Source organism: Acinetobacter sp. GRABPA_MV_2 (assembly GCF_056725885.1).
Window position 1 is genome coordinate 198,070 of record NZ_JBWZNA010000003.1, and the last position, 15,994, is coordinate 214,063.

Sequence of the window (15,994 nt, forward strand, 5' to 3'; positions counted from 1 at the left end):
CTTTGAGTGATTTTCTAAGTGAACATCTGATCTATCGTGATGATGATTTTATGGTGATTCATAAACCTTCGGACATCTTGAGTGTTCCTGGTAAAGGTGATTTACATGATAGCGTTTTGACAAGGTTGGTTGCGATTGAACCTAAAACTTTGCTCATTCATCGTCTAGACCGAGATACTTCAGGTATTTTAGTATTTGGTTTATCAAAGCGCGGTCAAAGTGCGATTGCACGTCAATTTCAAGATCGTCAGACTTCAAAAATATATGAAGCGCTTGTCGCAGGTCATTTAGAGGGTGAGGGGACAGTAGATATTCCTGTCATCTATGATCCAAGCCGACCACCTTTACATATTGTCGACGCTTCTCACAACAAACCTGCTTTAACACATTGGCAGGCAATAGAACATTTTCAGATTCAGGGGCAACCTGTAACTCGTGTGAAATTAACACCAATTACAGGCCGATCTCATCAACTCCGTGTACACATGCAATATCTGGGGCATCCAATTGTAGGTGACACGCTGTATGCAACACCGGAGCAACAACTTGTTCCGCGTTTATGTTTGCATGCCAAACAGTTAAGTTTTAATCATCCTGTCACAGCAGAAACATTAACTTTTGACTGTCCTGTACCGTTTTAATGTAAAAAATTTAATGCGTGATTTTTTGTAGCAAAGCGATTTAATTGGTTTTTGCTTCAAAATTTTGCTTTAAAGACTACATAAAAAGATGCAAAAATAAGCTAATTTGCATCGTACAATATGTAGTGCGAACTTGAGAGAAAGGTGGAAAAATTGCAGCAGTATGCTATTGGTCAACGTTGGCTATCAGACACAGAAACTGAGCTCGGTTTAGGTGTTCTTATTGATGTAGATGAAAGATCTGTCAGCATTTTATTCCCCAAAAGTGATGAGACACGTGTATATGCACGTAATAATGCGCCACTATCTCGTATCATCTTCAATACGAATGATGAAGTTCAAGATCAAGAAGGCCAGAAGTGGATCGTTGAGTCTGTTGAAGATCGTCATGGCGTTTTGCGTTACAACGTTGTTCGTACTTTAGAAAATGGCGAGCAAGAGCGTAAAGCACTCAATGAAACGCGTATTGGTGCGCAAATTCAATTATCTAAACCTTTAGATCGTTTGCTTGCAAGTCAAGTTGATTATAAAGAGTGGTATGACCTGCGTATTGAAGCGATGTTGATGCAAGCGCAAATGCAGACCAGCCCTCTACGTGGTATGGTCGGTGCCCGTGTTGGTTTGATTCCTCATCAGCTTTATATCGCACATGAAGTTGGTAAACGTTTTGCTCCTCGTGTTTTACTTGCCGATGAAGTTGGTTTAGGTAAAACAATTGAAGCTGGTTTAATTATCCACCAACAGCTTAAAACTGGTCGTTCAGAACGAATTCTGATTTTAGTCCCTGATTCTCTTCAGTATCAGTGGATGATTGAAATGCGTCGCCGTTTTAACTTGCAATTCTCTTTGTTTGATTTAACGCGTACTGCATCTATTAAAGAACATGATCCAGAGCTTAACCCGTTCTTGACTGAGCAATGCATTATTGCCAGCGTTGACTTAATGGTTGACCATGATGATTTGCGTGAGCAAGCCATAGAAGCTGGTTTTGATTTGCTCGTAGTCGATGAAGCACATCATTTGATGTGGAGCGAAGAAGAAGGCGGTAATGATCGCTACGATTTAATTGAAGAGCTCGCTGAAAATACAGCAGGAGTATTATTACTCACTGCAACACCTGAACAATTAGGTGTAGAAAGTCATTTCGCTCGCTTACGTTTACTTGATCCACAGCGTTTTAGTAGTTTAGAGCGCTTCTTAGATGAAGAGACTCAGTACCAGCAGACTGCAAAAATTGCTGAAGTGCTCATGTCGGATCAAGCTCTAACACCAGAGCATTTATCTGCTTTAGAAAGTTTGTTAGGTCACAGCATTGAAGACCAGCCAGATCAACGCTTTAGAGCAATTCACGAATTATTAGACCGTCACGGTACTGGACGTATTTTATTCCGTAATACACGTGAAGCTATTCAGGGCTTCCCAGGTCGTGATTGTCAGCCAGCACCATTACCAGCACCAGAAGATTGGTCAAAAGATGGCAAACTGCGTGAGCAAATGTGGCCTGAAGAAGCACAAATTGATGGTTCATGGATGCAAAATGATCCGCGTGTGCCATGGTTAATGGAAATTTTACGCAAAGATCTTAAGCATAAAAAAGTGCTTTTAATTGCGCGTAGTGGACCAGTGGTTGAGTCTTTAGAAAATGTGTTGCGTTTGCATGCAGGCATTCGTACGGCAATGTTCCATGAAGGCATGAGCTTACTTGAGCGTGACCAAGCTGCTGCTTATTTTGCTGAAGAAAGCTATGGTGCGCAGATTTTACTGTGTTCAGAAATTGGTTCGGAAGGCCGTAATTTCCAATTCGCCAGTGATCTAATTTTATTTGATCTACCAGCTAACCCAGATGTTTTAGAGCAACGTATTGGACGTCTAGACCGTATTGGGCAAGAAAACCGTATTCAAATTCATGTGCCATACCTTGTGGGAACAGCTCAAGAGCGTATGTTCCGTTGGTATAATGAAGCTCTGAATATTTTCAGCAATATTTCTCCAACAGCACAAACGCTGCAAGAAAACTTTATTGTTGAGTTAAAAGACTGTTTACTTGCAGACCAAGGTCAAACATTTGAAGATTTGCTTGAAGAGGTGAATGTTCAACGTCAAGCCTTAGAAGCTGAACTTCAAGCTGGCCGAGATCGTTTACTTGAATATAATTCATGTCGTCCTATTGTGGCACAAGAAATTGTTCAAGCTCTTGAAGACTATGACGACAATACAACGCTGCCAATGTTTGTGAAGCGTTTCATGTCATCAACCAATATCGATTTTGATGAACAAAGTAATGGTACGGTGATTATTAAACCGACCGACCAAATGCAAGTGCAAGGTTTGGCATTAGACGAAGAAGGTATGACAGCAACTTTCTATCGCGATCAAGCTCAACTTCGTGAAGATGCTCAATATTTAACTTTAGAGCATCCATTCATTGAAAGTGTTATGGAAATGATCCGTACGCAATCATTTGGTAGTACCAATGTTGCTGTACTTAAATCTAATGCATTAAAGCAGGGTTCAGTATTAATTGAAGTCTGGTTTAAAGTGGATGTTGTTGCACCGAAGTCACTGAATTTACCATCAAGCTTACCTAAGCAGCTTATTCGTGTATTGTTAAGTGAAAATGGTCAGGATTTATCTGAAAAAATTGATCCGACAATTTTAAAACCATATTTACATCACTTAGATGGCAATAGCTGCCGCCAAGTAGTTAAAGCTCGTCGTGATATCATTGAGCAGCGCTATAAACAAGCGTTAGAAATTGCGAAAGTTGATTTACCGCAGCTTCAGCAGCAAGCAAAAGAACATTATGGTAATAAATGGCAATATGAAATTGACCGTTTAACTTATTTAAAACAGTTTAACCCAAGTATTCGTCAAGACGAAATTGAACGTTTACAAAAACTGCAAAAAGAAGGCTTGAGCTTACTTGATGGTTTAACTGTTACACCAGAAGCAATTCAGGTGTTAGTGGTGGTTAAGCCGTAACTCACTCAAAATGAAAAAAGCGCCGAGAGGGCGCTTTTTTTATATATTGATTTTGAGTTAGATGAGACCGGCATCTTTTAACTCTAATTTTAAATAAGCATAAAAAATTGGAGCAGCGATTAAACCACCTAAACCAAAAATTGACTCAAATACTAGCATTGCTAATAAAATTTCCCATGCATTGGCATTGATCTTATGCCCAATAATTTTAGCATTAATAAAATATTCAAGTTTGTGAACAAGAACGAGATAAAGTAATGCTGCTCCTGCTAGTCCAAGAGAAATGGTAAGAGCGGCAATAAATGTCAAAGTATTTGAAATCAGATTACCTAAAATTGGAATCAGTCCAAACATAAAGGTCAAAATGGTTAAAGTTTTTGCAAAAGGAAGATGGACTCCCCACAGCGGTAATAAAATAAATGCAAACAAAATAAAGAGCAGCGTGTTAATAGCTGAAATTTTTATTTGGGCAAAAACAACATTTTTAAATGAAATTGATAATTTTTGAATACGTTGGATAAGCAGTGACTTAAAAACAGGCTGAGGCGTACGGCGATGAAAACCATGTATCGCCACCAAAATACCAATAATTAATCCCATGACCATAGTCACGAAGTTATGCAAAATATCGGAACTGGTATTTTTTAGGGTGGTGACGTTATCTTTCATAAATGCAAAGATTTCGTCTTTTAGATCTGTCACGCTATCAGGAATATAACCTGGAAGATATTTTGTGATTTCTGCTTGTAAATGAAGTAAGGTTTGATCAACTTTACTATTAATACTATGTAATCCGACGCCTTTTAGATCGTATACAACAAAACTAATCAGACTGGTAATGAAAAAACCAATAAGTGAGATGGTGACGATACTTAATAAAATACTAATAAAAATACGGGCTCTTTGGCCATCAATATAACGTTCTACAACCGAACTTAAACTAATAATAATTTCATAAATGAGAAAGCCTGCAAAAAAACTTGCTAATAGATGTAATGGGATAACCGAAAGCAAAAAGATGCCCATAAGAATGTAGCTTGCAATCAGACTTTGACGATTATTCAAATTTTGCATGTGGATCCCTGAGATCGTTGGGAATATAGGAGAAAGAGCAAACGGAATGATTATTTATACTCTGGCAAGTTATTCGCTTCAATCAGTGAATTATATTTTTATTGGAAAATAGGGGAGTTAGATGTAAAAATGGCCTGTTCATCAACAAGCCATTCATTAGGGGATTTTAGCGAATTTTTGCTTCATCCAAATGACGAGCACCTTCTAAAATCATTCGAATCATAATCATGGTTTGTTCAGCAACTTCTGTCCGTTGATTGATCGGTAAATCAATCACTTTGGCACCCATGTGAAACACAAGTTGAGTAATTGCTTTGGCAACGAGGTCTGGGTGATAAAGGTGATTGTTATTTAAGCGCTCAAGACGGATTAAATCTTCTTGTAGCTCTTGCTGAAAAAAGTTGAGCTGGCGATCTACAGCAGCCTTATAAGAAGCAGAACCTGTAAAACTTTCACGTAGTAATAAACTTAAATTGCCTTCATCGGCATCTAGTTGTTGAAGGAAAATATCTACAGAACTACGAATAATACTTTCTTGTAAGGAAGCACGTAGGCGAGCCTGACGGATGATTTTACGTAAAACAATACCTGCACGGTCAATTAGAGAAATTGCTAATTCATCAATATCTTTAAAATGTCGATAGAAACTATTAGGCGCAATTCCTGCTTCTCGAGCTACTTCTCGTAAACTCAATGAAGCAATACTTTTTTGCGGACCAATAAGGTTTAGAGCGGCCTGAAAAAGTTCTTCTTTAGTAATTGTCGCTTTTCTTCCAACAGAACGCGTAGCTGTTTTAATTTCAATGACATCTTGTTGTTGAGGTGTGTCATTCAGGTTCTGAGAAAGTGAAGATTGGGTCATGCTGTTCAATATATTTGTAAACTCTCAGGATTATAGCCTTAGAAGCTGAACTTGTGAAATTGTAATTAAAAGTACGGGTGTATATACAAATATATATACATGTGTATAATAATTAAAAAAGAGCGACAGAGCCTTCAGTTATGCAAGCAATCGAAAAGAGAAATTCTCTATTCAATTCATTGACACAAGCCATCTTTGATAAAGAAATGGCTAATTTCTGGCTACAAAAAGTTAATCCTTTATGGTCTGTAAAGCACGGACTTGTTCAAATTGTAAAAAAAGAATTTGTCGCTCATGACATGGTGAGCCTGACGCTAAAATGCAACCGCCTAGTAAAAATGGGTGTTGCAGGCCAGCATCATCCTGTGATTGTAGAAATTGCTGGTCGTCGCTATGAACGTACTTATAGTTTGACGCAAATTGATGCGCAGCACCTACGTTTAACAGTTAAAAAAGTTGCTGATGGTATTGTCAGTAACTGGTTTATTTCTGAAAGCAAAATTGGTGATGTTTTTGAGCTTGGACAACCGTATGGTGACATGCAACAAAACATCAAAACATCGAATTTAACTATGTTGGCTGCAGGTAGTGGCATTACCCCAATGTTGAGTCTAATTACTGCGATTAAACAAAGTCAGCAGTTAGATAAAGTTCAGGTACAACTTTTATATTGGGTAAAACAGCGTTCAGATGCGGCTTTTGTTGAATACTTTGAAAAAGTTGCACAGCAATATCCGAACTTTAATTATCAGGTTTTCTATACACAAGAAACCCCAAATGATGAACGTTTAAATGCAGAGCATTTAGCTTTAGTTGATGATGTCGAAAACAGCACAATTTATGCGTGTGGACCTTCTGGTTTTGTGGCGACTGTTGAGCAACTTTTTGAAAAAGCTCCAGCTGTTTTAACAGAAGCCTTTAGCTTAACAAATGAAAGCTCTGCTGATGATATTGGTTATGTGAATGTCACATTAACCGAGTCTAATAAGGTAATTGCAATTCCTAAAGGCCAGTCAATTCTGGTTAGTCTTGAGCATGAAGGCCTTAAACCAACCCATGGTTGCCGTATGGGAATTTGTAATAAATGTGTTTGTAATAAATCACAAGGTTCAACACGTAATTTACTCAACGGTAGTGAAAACACTGAACCAAGCCAATTACTCAAAATTTGTGTGAACTCAGCACAATCCGATCTAGTTATTGATCTTTAAGAGAGAACTCTTATGAATATGCCAGTGAAAGTCGAATATTTTAAAAATCCTAAAAATCGAGATTTGACTCCAGCAGAACTTGATGCATTTGCAAAAGAGCTCGATCAGATCAAGCAAGAAGTATTGGATGATTTGGGCGAGAAAGACGCTAAATATATCCGCCGTGTTTATGCTGCAATTCGTTATAGTAGCTTTCTAGGCCGAGCATGTTTGTTTGCAGGCTGGTTCCCACCAGCGTGGATTTTGGGAACAGGCCTATTAGGCTTCTCTAAAATTATGGAAAACATGGAACTCGGTCATAACGTGATGCACGGTCAATATGACTGGATGAACGATCCTAAATTTAATGGTCAAACTTACGAGTGGGATACAGTTGGTACTTCTGATAACTGGCGCCAAACTCATAACTATAAACATCACACCTATACCAATATTAAAGGTATTGATGATGACATTGGTTACGGTTTACTTCGTTTATTCCCAGAGCAACGCTGGAAGCCAGGTTTCTTACTTCAACCTGTTTATAGCATCCCATTTTGTTTATTGTTCCAATGGGGCGTAGCTATTCAGAATCTTGAAATTGGACGTGTCCTTTATAAACGTAAGAGCATGGCAAAATTCTTGGAAGAATTAAAACCTGTTAATAAAAAGATTGGAAAACAACTTTTTAAAGACTATGTTTTCTTCCCTTTAATTGCAGGTCCAGCAGCTTTGCCTGTATTTACTGGTAATTTGGTTGCAAATGGTCTTCGTAATATCTGGACATTTACGATAATTTTCTGTGGTCACTTCACAAAAGATGCAGAAGTATTTCCAAAGTCTGTTTTACAAGAAGAAAGCCGTGGTCACTGGTATATGCGCCAGATTCGTGGTTCTTCTAACTTGAAAGGTTCAGAAGCATTACATATTTTAAGCGGACATTTGAGCCATCAGATTGAGCACCATTTATTCCCTGATATTCCAGCGCGTCGTTATCGCCAAATGGCTCCAAAAGTTGAAGCTGTATGTAAAAAATATGGTCTAAATTATAACAATGCAAGTCTGGCTAAACAGTTTGGACAGGTGGTAGGCCGTATCTTTAAATACGCTTTACCTTTTAAAAAATAAGATATTACTTTAACCTCGAAACGCACTACTGATTTTCAGAAGTGCGTTTTTTATAGTTAGCACTAGCATGAAGAAGTAAGAGGAGCATTATTGAATATATCCCACTGTTCAAACTGCTTTAAAGATAATGAAATTTCTTTTTCTATATTATTTTCATCTAACTGATTTGCATTAAAAACAACATGAGGTGTGTGCCAGATTAATCCACATCGTTGTGCAGTAGCTTTTAAAGGTGCCATCAGCTCATCTATGGTGAAGCCATTTTGACCATGTTTTTGATAAGCTGAATTCAAATTGCCAACCGTAACATGTAGGTAAAGTGGTTTACCTTCAATATTTTGGCCTTCCTGTTCATAAAAAAGATAAAACATCCGCGTTAAAACCGCATCCATCCAAGTTTTGAAAATCGGAGGAACTGAATACCAATAGATAGGGAACTGAAAAATAATGTGTGACGCAGAGATTAGACGTTGAGCTTCAATTGCTCCGTCTTTCATTATATCTAGAGATCCGTTATACAATTCTTGAATATCAACAATATTGATTTGGTTCTGAAGCTTTAATGCTTCAACCAAAGCACGATTAACCTTGGACTGATTTAAATCGGGATGAAAGACCAGTAAAAGTGGCTTATTCATAGTATGTCTCCTTAATTTCTATGATGATTAATCACATGCAAAAACAATATTCACATCATAAAAAAAGTAGACCTATAATAAAATTAACTAAATTAATTGAGCAGATGAAAGAATTTTGATGAACAAACAGACTTCTTGGGATGATCAGAAATTCTTTTTAGTTGTTTTAGAAGAGGGGAGTTTCTCGGCAGCTGCTCGTAAATTAGGCGTTACACAACCCACTGTTCGAACACGTATAGAACAGCTTGAAAAACATCTAGGAACTGTTTTGTTTAGCCGTTCTGTTCATGGCTTGAAACCGACTGAGCATGCGCTAGCTCTTGAACTGCCAGTTCGGGCTATGCAACGTGCTTCTTACCATTTTATGCGTACAGCAAGTGCCCCCTTAAATCTAATTGCAGGCAGTGTGCGAGTGAGTGTATCGGAGTTCTTAGGCACGCTTGTTCTGCCTCAAATGCTCTCAAAATTCCATTTACTTTATCCAGACGTTAATATCGAAATATCTTTAAACAATGCTTCTGCCAACTTACTTGAGCAAGAAGTTGATCTGGCAATCAGGATGTATCCTCCTGTTCAGGAAGCGCTTGTAGCCAAAAAGGTTGGTGAGGTGCCATTGGGGCTATATGCACATCGAGATTATATACAGCGTAAAGGTTACCCCACCTGTCTAGCAGATTTAAGTCAGCATGATTTGATAGGACCCGACCATAATCTTCTTGAAAGAGAAATGATTAGGATTTTTCTACCTGAAATAAAAAATGAACAATTCAAAGTACGCACCGATAGTCATCCTGCTCAGTTCTCAGCAGTTAAAGCCGCTTTAGGAGTAGGTTTTATTCAGTGCCCTATAGCAAATCAATGCTCAGAGCTTGTTCAACTGCTTCCAGACCTAGAGATTCATCGATATGATCTATGGCTGGTTATTCATGAAGGCTTTAGACAAATTCCAAAAATCAGAGCGCTTTTTGATTATTTGGCTCAAGCTTTTGCAGAGTATGTAGATGGGGAAAGTTAGTTAATAAAAAGCCCAAGCAATCACTTGCTTGGGCTGGAAAAGGTAATTTATTTAAACTGAATTGAACCGTTTGCATTCACAGTAATTTTAGACTCACCAGCTGCCATGTCTTGAGCTGGTGCAGCTTCGGCAACGGCAAACTTAGCCATACTGGCACGCATTACAGGTTGTGGGAAATAGTTATTTGTGTTCAGGTTTAGAGTGACTAAAGTATATTGGTTTTTATTCCAAGCTTGGGTCAACATTTGAGCACGTTGTTGGAAGTTTTTAGAGGCTTCAACCATCAACTCATTTTCAACTTTTTTACGTTGTTCATCAGAAACCGTAAAGTTAATTGATTGAGTTTGGAAGTTTTGCTGTAATTCGTTTACTAACTGGCTAGCGGCTTTAAAGTCTTTACTTTCAAGACGGATTTCAGCACGGCCACGCCATTCTTTTAACTTATTGCTATCGTTATCGTAAATTGGGTAAGTGCTTTGAGCACCAGTTTCCACTTTTACTTGAGGATATTTACGAGAAACGCTAAGCGCTTGATTCATTAATTGATTAATTTGATTTGAAAGTTCAGCTGGTTGTTTGTTACTTTTTTCAATATATAAAGTCGCATGCATTTCATCATTAGAAACTTGGCGAGAAGCTTCGGCTTGTACATTTACAATATTGTAGTTCAAAGCATTATCATCCTGAGCAAAAACTAAAGGGCTAAGGAGGGAACCTAAAAGAAGGGTTGATACGGCTAAAGTACGCATAAATTTTTCCTTTAAAAATTAATATAAATTTAATTTTTTTCATTAAGAAATGTTAAACATAACTTATGCATAACTTTTGCAGATTTTGTGGCGTATTTGTAATATTGAGATCAGGTTTTTAAATGATGGTCAAGATAAAATCTTTTTAAAAAATAGAAACTTAAAAATAAAATATTTCAATGTAAACTAAAAAATCAAAGTAATATAAAAAAAGAATATTTTCTTTAGGTTGTCACATAGTATGATGATAATTCATCATAACTATTGGGATGATACATTTTTTCAATAAGATTAGATGAGTAAAGTACATAAAAGACGTTTTTTTTCTTGTAAAATTAGGTATCATCGCGCTCCTAGTTACAAGATATAAAATAAGTGTCTTTGCTAGTTCTATAAAGCACCGAGTCAAAGGACCAATCGTCACCAGACTTATTTCTTTCTACCCCTATCAGAGATGGTAATCCGATATGAGCGTTACTTCCGTTAACCCTGCCACTAATGCTACTAATGAATATTATTTGACTCGCCAAAGTCAAATGGAATCAAATGTTCGTAGCTATCCACGTAAATTACCGTTAGCGATAGCGAAAGCACAAGGATGCTGGGTTACTGATGTTGAAGGTACACAGTACCTTGATTGTTTAGCTGGGGCAGGTACATTGGCTTTAGGTCATAATCATCCTGCGGTGATTCAAAGTATTCAAGATACATTGGCAAGTGGTTTGCCATTGCATACTTTAGACTTAACCACACCTTTAAAAGATGCATTCACTGAAGCATTGTTAGCATATTTACCTGGTGGTAAAGAAGAATATTGCTTGCAGTTCTGTGGTCCTGCTGGTGCAGACGCAACTGAAGCAGCAATTAAACTTGCTAAGACTTACACTGGCCGTAGTTCAGTGATCAGTTTCTCTGGCGGTTATCATGGTATGACCCATGGTGCACTTGCTATGACTGGTAACTTAAGTGCAAAAAATGCAGTTAACGGTTTAATGCCTGGCGTACAATTCATGCCATATCCGCATGAATACCGCTGTCCACTTGGTTTAGGTGGGGAAGCTGGTGTTGACGCTTTAACTTACTACTTTGAAAACTTTATTGAAGATGTAGAAAGCGGTGTAACAAAACCGGCTGCTGTTATTCTTGAAGCGATTCAAGGTGAAGGTGGCGTAGTTACAGCTCCAGTAAAATGGTTGCAAAAAATCCGTGAAGTGACTGAAAAGCACAACATCGTTTTAATTTTAGACGAAGTTCAAGCTGGCTTTGCACGTTCAGGCAAAATGTTTGCATTTGAACATGCAGGTATTGAACCTGATGTTGTTGTAATGTCTAAAGCAGTCGGTGGTGGTTTACCACTTGCAGTATTAGGTATTAAACGTAAATTTGATGCTTGGCAACCTGCTGGTCACACGGGTACTTTCCGTGGTAACCAACTCGCTATGGGTACTGGTCTTGTCGTATTAAAAACGATTAGCGAACAAAATCTTGCTCAAAATGCGCAAGAGCGTGGTGACTTCTTACAAGCTGAATTTAAAAAATTAGCTCAAGAATTCCCATGTATCGGTAACGTACGTGGTCGCGGTTTAATGATCGGTGTTGAGATCGTTGACGAGCGTAAACCAGCTGATCGTATTGGTTCACATCCTGCTGATTCACAATTAGCTGCTGCGATTCAAACTGCTTGTTTCAACAATAAATTATTGCTTGAAAAAGGTGGTCGTAATGGTACGGTAATTCGTTTACTTTGCCCGTTAATCATTACTCAAGACGAATGTGTTGAAGTAGTTGCTCGCTTTAAGAAAGCAATTGCAGAAGCACTGGTTGCAGTACGAGGCGCATAAGTATGGTGGATTTTGCAGAACATCGTAAAGCGTTACTCTGCAATGATGCACAATCCATTGCTGACTATGAGTCAGCAATGGGCGAAGCGGTCAAAGCCGTTTCAGCATGGTTGCAAAATGAAAAGATGTACACAGGTGGTAGCATTAAAGAATTGCGTTCAGCAATTTCTTTCCAACCTTCAAAAGAGGGTATGGGTGTACAAGAATCTCTTCAACGTATGATTGAGCTTTTCTTGAATAAAAGCTTGAAAGTACACCATCCACATTCATTAGCACACTTACACTGCCCAACCATGGTGATGAGCCAGATTGCGGAAGTGTTAATCAATGCAACTAACCAATCTATGGACTCATGGGATCAAAGCCCGGCAGGTTCATTAATGGAAGTTCAGCTCATTGATTGGTTGCGTCAAAAAGTAGGTTATGGTTCTGGCCAGGCTGGTGTTTTCACTTCTGGTGGTACTCAATCTAACTTGATGGGTGTGTTACTTGCTCGTGACTGGTGCATCTCGAAAAACTGGAAAGACGAAAATGGTAATCCATGGTCTGTACAGCGTGATGGTATTCCTGCCGATGCAATGAAAAACGTCAAAGTCATTTGTTCTGAAAATGCACATTTCTCTGTACAAAAGAACATGGCAATGATGGGCATGGGCTTCCAGTCAGTTGTGACTGTTCCTGTGAATGAAAATGCACAAATGGATGTAGATGCTCTCGAAAAAACGATGGCGCATCTTCAGTCTGAAGGTAAAGTTGTTGCTTGTGTCGTTGCGACAGCAGGTACGACTGATGCTGGTGCAATTGACCCATTGAAGAAAATCCGTGAAATTACCAATAAATATGGTTCATGGATGCATATCGATGCGGCATGGGGCGGTGCATTAATTCTGTCAAATGACTATCGTGCAATGCTTGATGGTATTGAGTTGTCTGACTCGATCACCCTTGACTTCCATAAGCATTATTTCCAAAGCATTAGCTGTGGCGCGTTCTTGTTAAAAGACGAAGCGAACTATCGTTTCATGCATTATGAAGCTGAGTACTTGAACTCTGCTTATGACGAAGAGCACGGTGTACCAAACCTTGTGTCTAAGTCATTACAAACGACTCGTCGTTTTGATGCATTGAAATTGTGGATGACAATCGAATCACTAGGTGAAGACCTTTATGGTTCAATGATTGACCATGGTGTAAAACTTACTCGTGAAGTTGCAGATTACATCAAGGCAACTGATGGTTTAGAACTTTTGGTTGAACCACAGTTTGCTTCGGTATTATTCCGCGTTGTTCCACAAGGCTACCCAGCTGAGTTTATCGATAGCTTAAACCAAAACGTAGCGGACGAATTGTTTGCACGTGGTGAAGCAAATATCGGTGTAACAAAAGTTGGTAATGTACAGTCATTGAAAATGACAACATTAAGCCCTGTTGTGACATTTGAAAACGTTAAAAACCTTTTAGGTCAAGTATTGGCTGAAGCTGACCGCATTAAAGATGCAATTGCTTCTGGTAACTATGTACCACCAATTGACTAATTGAGTTGATAACAAAAAAAGCTCGGTTTATTACCGAGCTTTTTTATTGCAGATTATTTTTATTTGAATTGTGTATGAAGAAAAGAATACATGCACAAATCATGCATATTTTCACAAAACAAAAATAATTATGCATGATTTATGGGGAGCAAATTTCTTATTGTATTGGTATGTCCCCAATATTTTTGGTCACATTGATATATCAATATCGTACTTACTTTTAATAATCCCGCTTTAACTGAAAAAAGTAAGTGGCTGTAATTACAATTAAGACAAGGAAGAAGAAATGCAACAAGCGAATATGCTCAATGAGTTTAAACTTATTATTGGCGGTCAACTTTGTTCAGGTGAACAAGGTGAGCTAGAAATTCTTAACCCTGCTACTGGCTTAACTGCTGCACGTTGTGCAAAAGCATCGGTTGCACAGGTAAATCAAGCAGTGAGTGCAGCTAAACAGGCATCTAAAGCTTGGCAACAAGTCTCGCACGATGAACGTAAATCAATTTTAAATAAAATTGCTGACGGTATTGAAAAGCATGCTGAAATGCTTGCAGAGTTGGTTGTGCTTGAACAAGGTAAGCCACTCGCACTTGCACAAATGGAAGTGCAGGGTGCAATTGGCTGGACTCGCTATGCCGCTGCTATGGATTTACCTGTAGAAATAATTGAAGACAGCGAAACCAAGCGTATTGAACGTCATCGTCAACCATTAGGTGTAGTGGCTTCAATTACGCCATGGAACTGGCCACTGATGATTGCGGTTTGGCACATCATGCCTGCTTTGCGTGCTGGTAATGTTGTGATTAGCAAACCTTCTGAATACACGCCACTATCGACTTTGCGTTTATGTGAAATCATTCAGCAAGAAGTTCCTGCTGGTGTAATTTCGATTGTGGTTGGTGCTGGTGAGATTGGCGAAGCATTATCTTCTCATCCAGATGTACAAAAAGTTGTATTTACGGGTTCAACTCGAACTGGTCAGCACATTATGGCTGGTGCAGCTCAGCAGCTAAAACACTTAACTTTAGAGCTTGGTGGTAATGATGCTGGTATTGTATTACCAGATGCAAATATTGATGAAATTGCAGCTAAGATTTTTAATATTGCATTCTTAAACGCTGGTCAAACATGTGCTGCGTTAAAGCGCTTATACGTGCATGAAAGCCAATATGAAGCTTTATCTCAAAAGTTAGCTGATATTGCCAACGCTCAAGTTGTGGGTGACGGAATGGCATCTTCTACAACATTTGGTCCAGTACAAAACCAAATGCAATATAATAAAGTGAAAGCACTTATTGCCGAAGCCATTGAACAGGGTGCAAAAGCGCTGTCTGGGCAACAACAATTACCAGAGCAGGGCTATTTTATTGCACCAACTATTTTGACTGAAGTTTCTGATTCTTGCCGCGTGGTACAAGAAGAGCAATTTGGTCCTGTATTACCTGTCTTAAAATATACCGATATCAACGATGCTATTGCTCGTGCCAATGATAGTGAATTTGGTTTAGGTGGCTCAATTTGGTCTTCTGATCTTAAAGCAGCGCAGATTTATGCTAGTCAGCTTCAATGCGGAACTGTTTGGATTAATACCCATGCAGAAGTTCTTCCTCATGCGCCTTTTGGCGGCTGGAAAATGTCTGGTTTAGGTGCTGAATTTGGCTTAGAAGGTTTGCTTGAAAATACGATTGGGCAAACGGTTCATATCAGTAAAGTCTAAATATTCATTTTAAGGCGGATCTAGTATCCGCCTTTTTATTTTTATCTATATGGGAGAAAAGCTTCGCTTACTTATTGGGAGTGATGATAGCTCATGCTTTTAGGTTTGATTAAAAAATGATTCTGTTCTTTAATTTTTTTAAGAACAATGTAAGACTTTATGTGACCTATAAAATTATAAGAAAGCAATCTTTCAGTCACAAATTGAGAAAGCTGTTCTAAGTTTTCTGCAACGACTTTTAAAATAAAATCTGCATCACCACTAATTGAAAATGCATCCTGAATGTTGTCTTCAGCTTCAATGAGTTCTTGAAAAGCCTGCTGTGATTTTGCCTCGTGTGTTCTTAGATTAATATGTATCATCGCTGTAACTTCCAGTCCTAGCGCCTGCTGCTGGATGCGCGCAGTGTAGCCTAGAATTATCCCTTTTTGCTCAAGTAGCTGCCTTCTTCTTGAACATTGCGACGCAGATAAACCAATTAAATCGCCTATTTCCTGATTGGTGAGCCGTCCATTCTTTTGTAGTGCCTGAATGATTTGCCAGTCGAACTTATCCATTGCATAAAATCCTTTTATGATACACAAATCATGTATTTTTATTAAAATGCGTTTTCATTATGCAC

The 15,994-nt window shown here is 38.5% G+C and carries 13 protein-coding genes; 8 read left to right on the top strand and 5 right to left on the bottom strand.

Features of this window, described 5'->3' with window-relative positions:
• Positions 1-2: 2 nt before the first annotated feature.
• Together ACXM0J_RS04580 and rapA are read left to right on the top strand one after the other, a co-directional pair.
• Positions 3-641 (top strand): RluA family pseudouridine synthase, encoded by a 639-nt coding sequence (locus ACXM0J_RS04580; RefSeq protein WP_005307342.1) that lies wholly within the window; start codon positions 3-5, stop codon positions 639-641.
• Between the two features lie 144 nt (positions 642-785).
• Positions 786-3,623 (top strand): RNA polymerase-associated protein RapA, encoded by a 2,838-nt coding sequence (rapA, locus tag ACXM0J_RS04585; RefSeq protein WP_086265420.1) that lies wholly within the window; start codon positions 786-788, stop codon positions 3,621-3,623.
• Positions 3,624-3,680: 57 nt separating this feature from the next.
• Here rapA and ACXM0J_RS04590 read toward each other — a convergent pair whose 3' ends face one another.
• Together ACXM0J_RS04590 and fabR are read right to left on the bottom strand one after the other, a co-directional pair.
• The gene (locus ACXM0J_RS04590) at positions 3,681-4,697 is read right to left on the bottom strand and encodes an AI-2E family transporter (protein ID WP_086265419.1); all 1,017 of its coding nucleotides are present in this window, start codon (positions 4,695-4,697) and stop codon (positions 3,681-3,683) included.
• Positions 4,698-4,863: 166 nt separating this feature from the next.
• Positions 4,864-5,559 carry an HTH-type transcriptional repressor FabR gene (fabR, locus tag ACXM0J_RS04595; protein WP_086265418.1) on the bottom strand — a complete coding sequence of 232 codons (696 nt, stop codon included), beginning with the start codon at positions 5,557-5,559 and terminating at the stop codon, positions 4,864-4,866.
• A 140-nt stretch (positions 5,560-5,699) separates the two neighbouring features.
• On the opposite strand from fabR, the gene ACXM0J_RS04600 reads away from it, so the two are divergent.
• Positions 5,700-6,770, top strand: coding sequence for a ferredoxin reductase (locus ACXM0J_RS04600; protein WP_086265417.1), 1,071 nt, complete (start codon positions 5,700-5,702; stop codon positions 6,768-6,770).
• Positions 6,771-6,782: 12 nt separating this feature from the next.
• Positions 6,783-7,877, top strand: a complete 1,095-nt coding sequence (locus ACXM0J_RS04605; protein WP_002118415.1) for a fatty acid desaturase family protein — start codon at positions 6,783-6,785, stop codon at positions 7,875-7,877.
• A gap of 62 nt (positions 7,878-7,939) precedes the next feature.
• Here ACXM0J_RS04605 and ACXM0J_RS04610 read toward each other — a convergent pair whose 3' ends face one another.
• Entirely contained in the window at positions 7,940-8,515 is a 576-nt protein-coding gene (locus tag ACXM0J_RS04610) for an NAD(P)H-dependent oxidoreductase (protein ID WP_086265416.1), read from the bottom strand.
• A gap of 118 nt (positions 8,516-8,633) precedes the next feature.
• Here ACXM0J_RS04610 and ACXM0J_RS04615 point away from each other — a divergent pair, with 118 nt between their 5' ends.
• Positions 8,634-9,530, top strand: coding sequence for a LysR family transcriptional regulator (locus tag ACXM0J_RS04615; RefSeq protein WP_086265415.1), 897 nt, complete (start codon positions 8,634-8,636; stop codon positions 9,528-9,530).
• Positions 9,531-9,577: 47 nt separating this feature from the next.
• Here the strand turns inward: ACXM0J_RS04615 and ACXM0J_RS04620 are convergent, their stop codons facing one another.
• On the bottom strand, positions 9,578-10,279 hold the full coding sequence (locus ACXM0J_RS04620) for an SIMPL domain-containing protein (protein WP_086265414.1): 702 nt from the start codon (positions 10,277-10,279) through the stop codon (positions 9,578-9,580).
• Positions 10,280-10,746: 467 nt separating this feature from the next.
• Between ACXM0J_RS04620 and ACXM0J_RS04625 the strand changes: the two genes are divergently transcribed.
• From ACXM0J_RS04625 to ACXM0J_RS04635, 3 genes are all read left to right on the top strand, one after another.
• Entirely contained in the window at positions 10,747-12,120 is a 1,374-nt protein-coding gene (locus ACXM0J_RS04625; RefSeq protein WP_002118718.1) for a diaminobutyrate--2-oxoglutarate transaminase, read from the top strand.
• Between the two features lie 2 nt (positions 12,121-12,122).
• Complete coding sequence (locus ACXM0J_RS04630; protein WP_017399290.1) at positions 12,123-13,655, top strand: pyridoxal phosphate-dependent decarboxylase family protein; 1,533 nt, start codon at positions 12,123-12,125, stop codon at positions 13,653-13,655.
• A 286-nt stretch (positions 13,656-13,941) separates the two neighbouring features.
• The gene (locus tag ACXM0J_RS04635) at positions 13,942-15,372 is read left to right on the top strand and encodes an aldehyde dehydrogenase family protein (RefSeq protein ID WP_086265413.1); all 1,431 of its coding nucleotides are present in this window, start codon (positions 13,942-13,944) and stop codon (positions 15,370-15,372) included.
• Positions 15,373-15,443: 71 nt separating this feature from the next.
• Here ACXM0J_RS04635 and ACXM0J_RS04640 read toward each other — a convergent pair whose 3' ends face one another.
• Entirely contained in the window at positions 15,444-15,929 is a 486-nt protein-coding gene (locus tag ACXM0J_RS04640) for an Lrp/AsnC family transcriptional regulator (protein WP_004700117.1), read from the bottom strand.
• Positions 15,930-15,994: the final 65 nt, after the last annotated feature.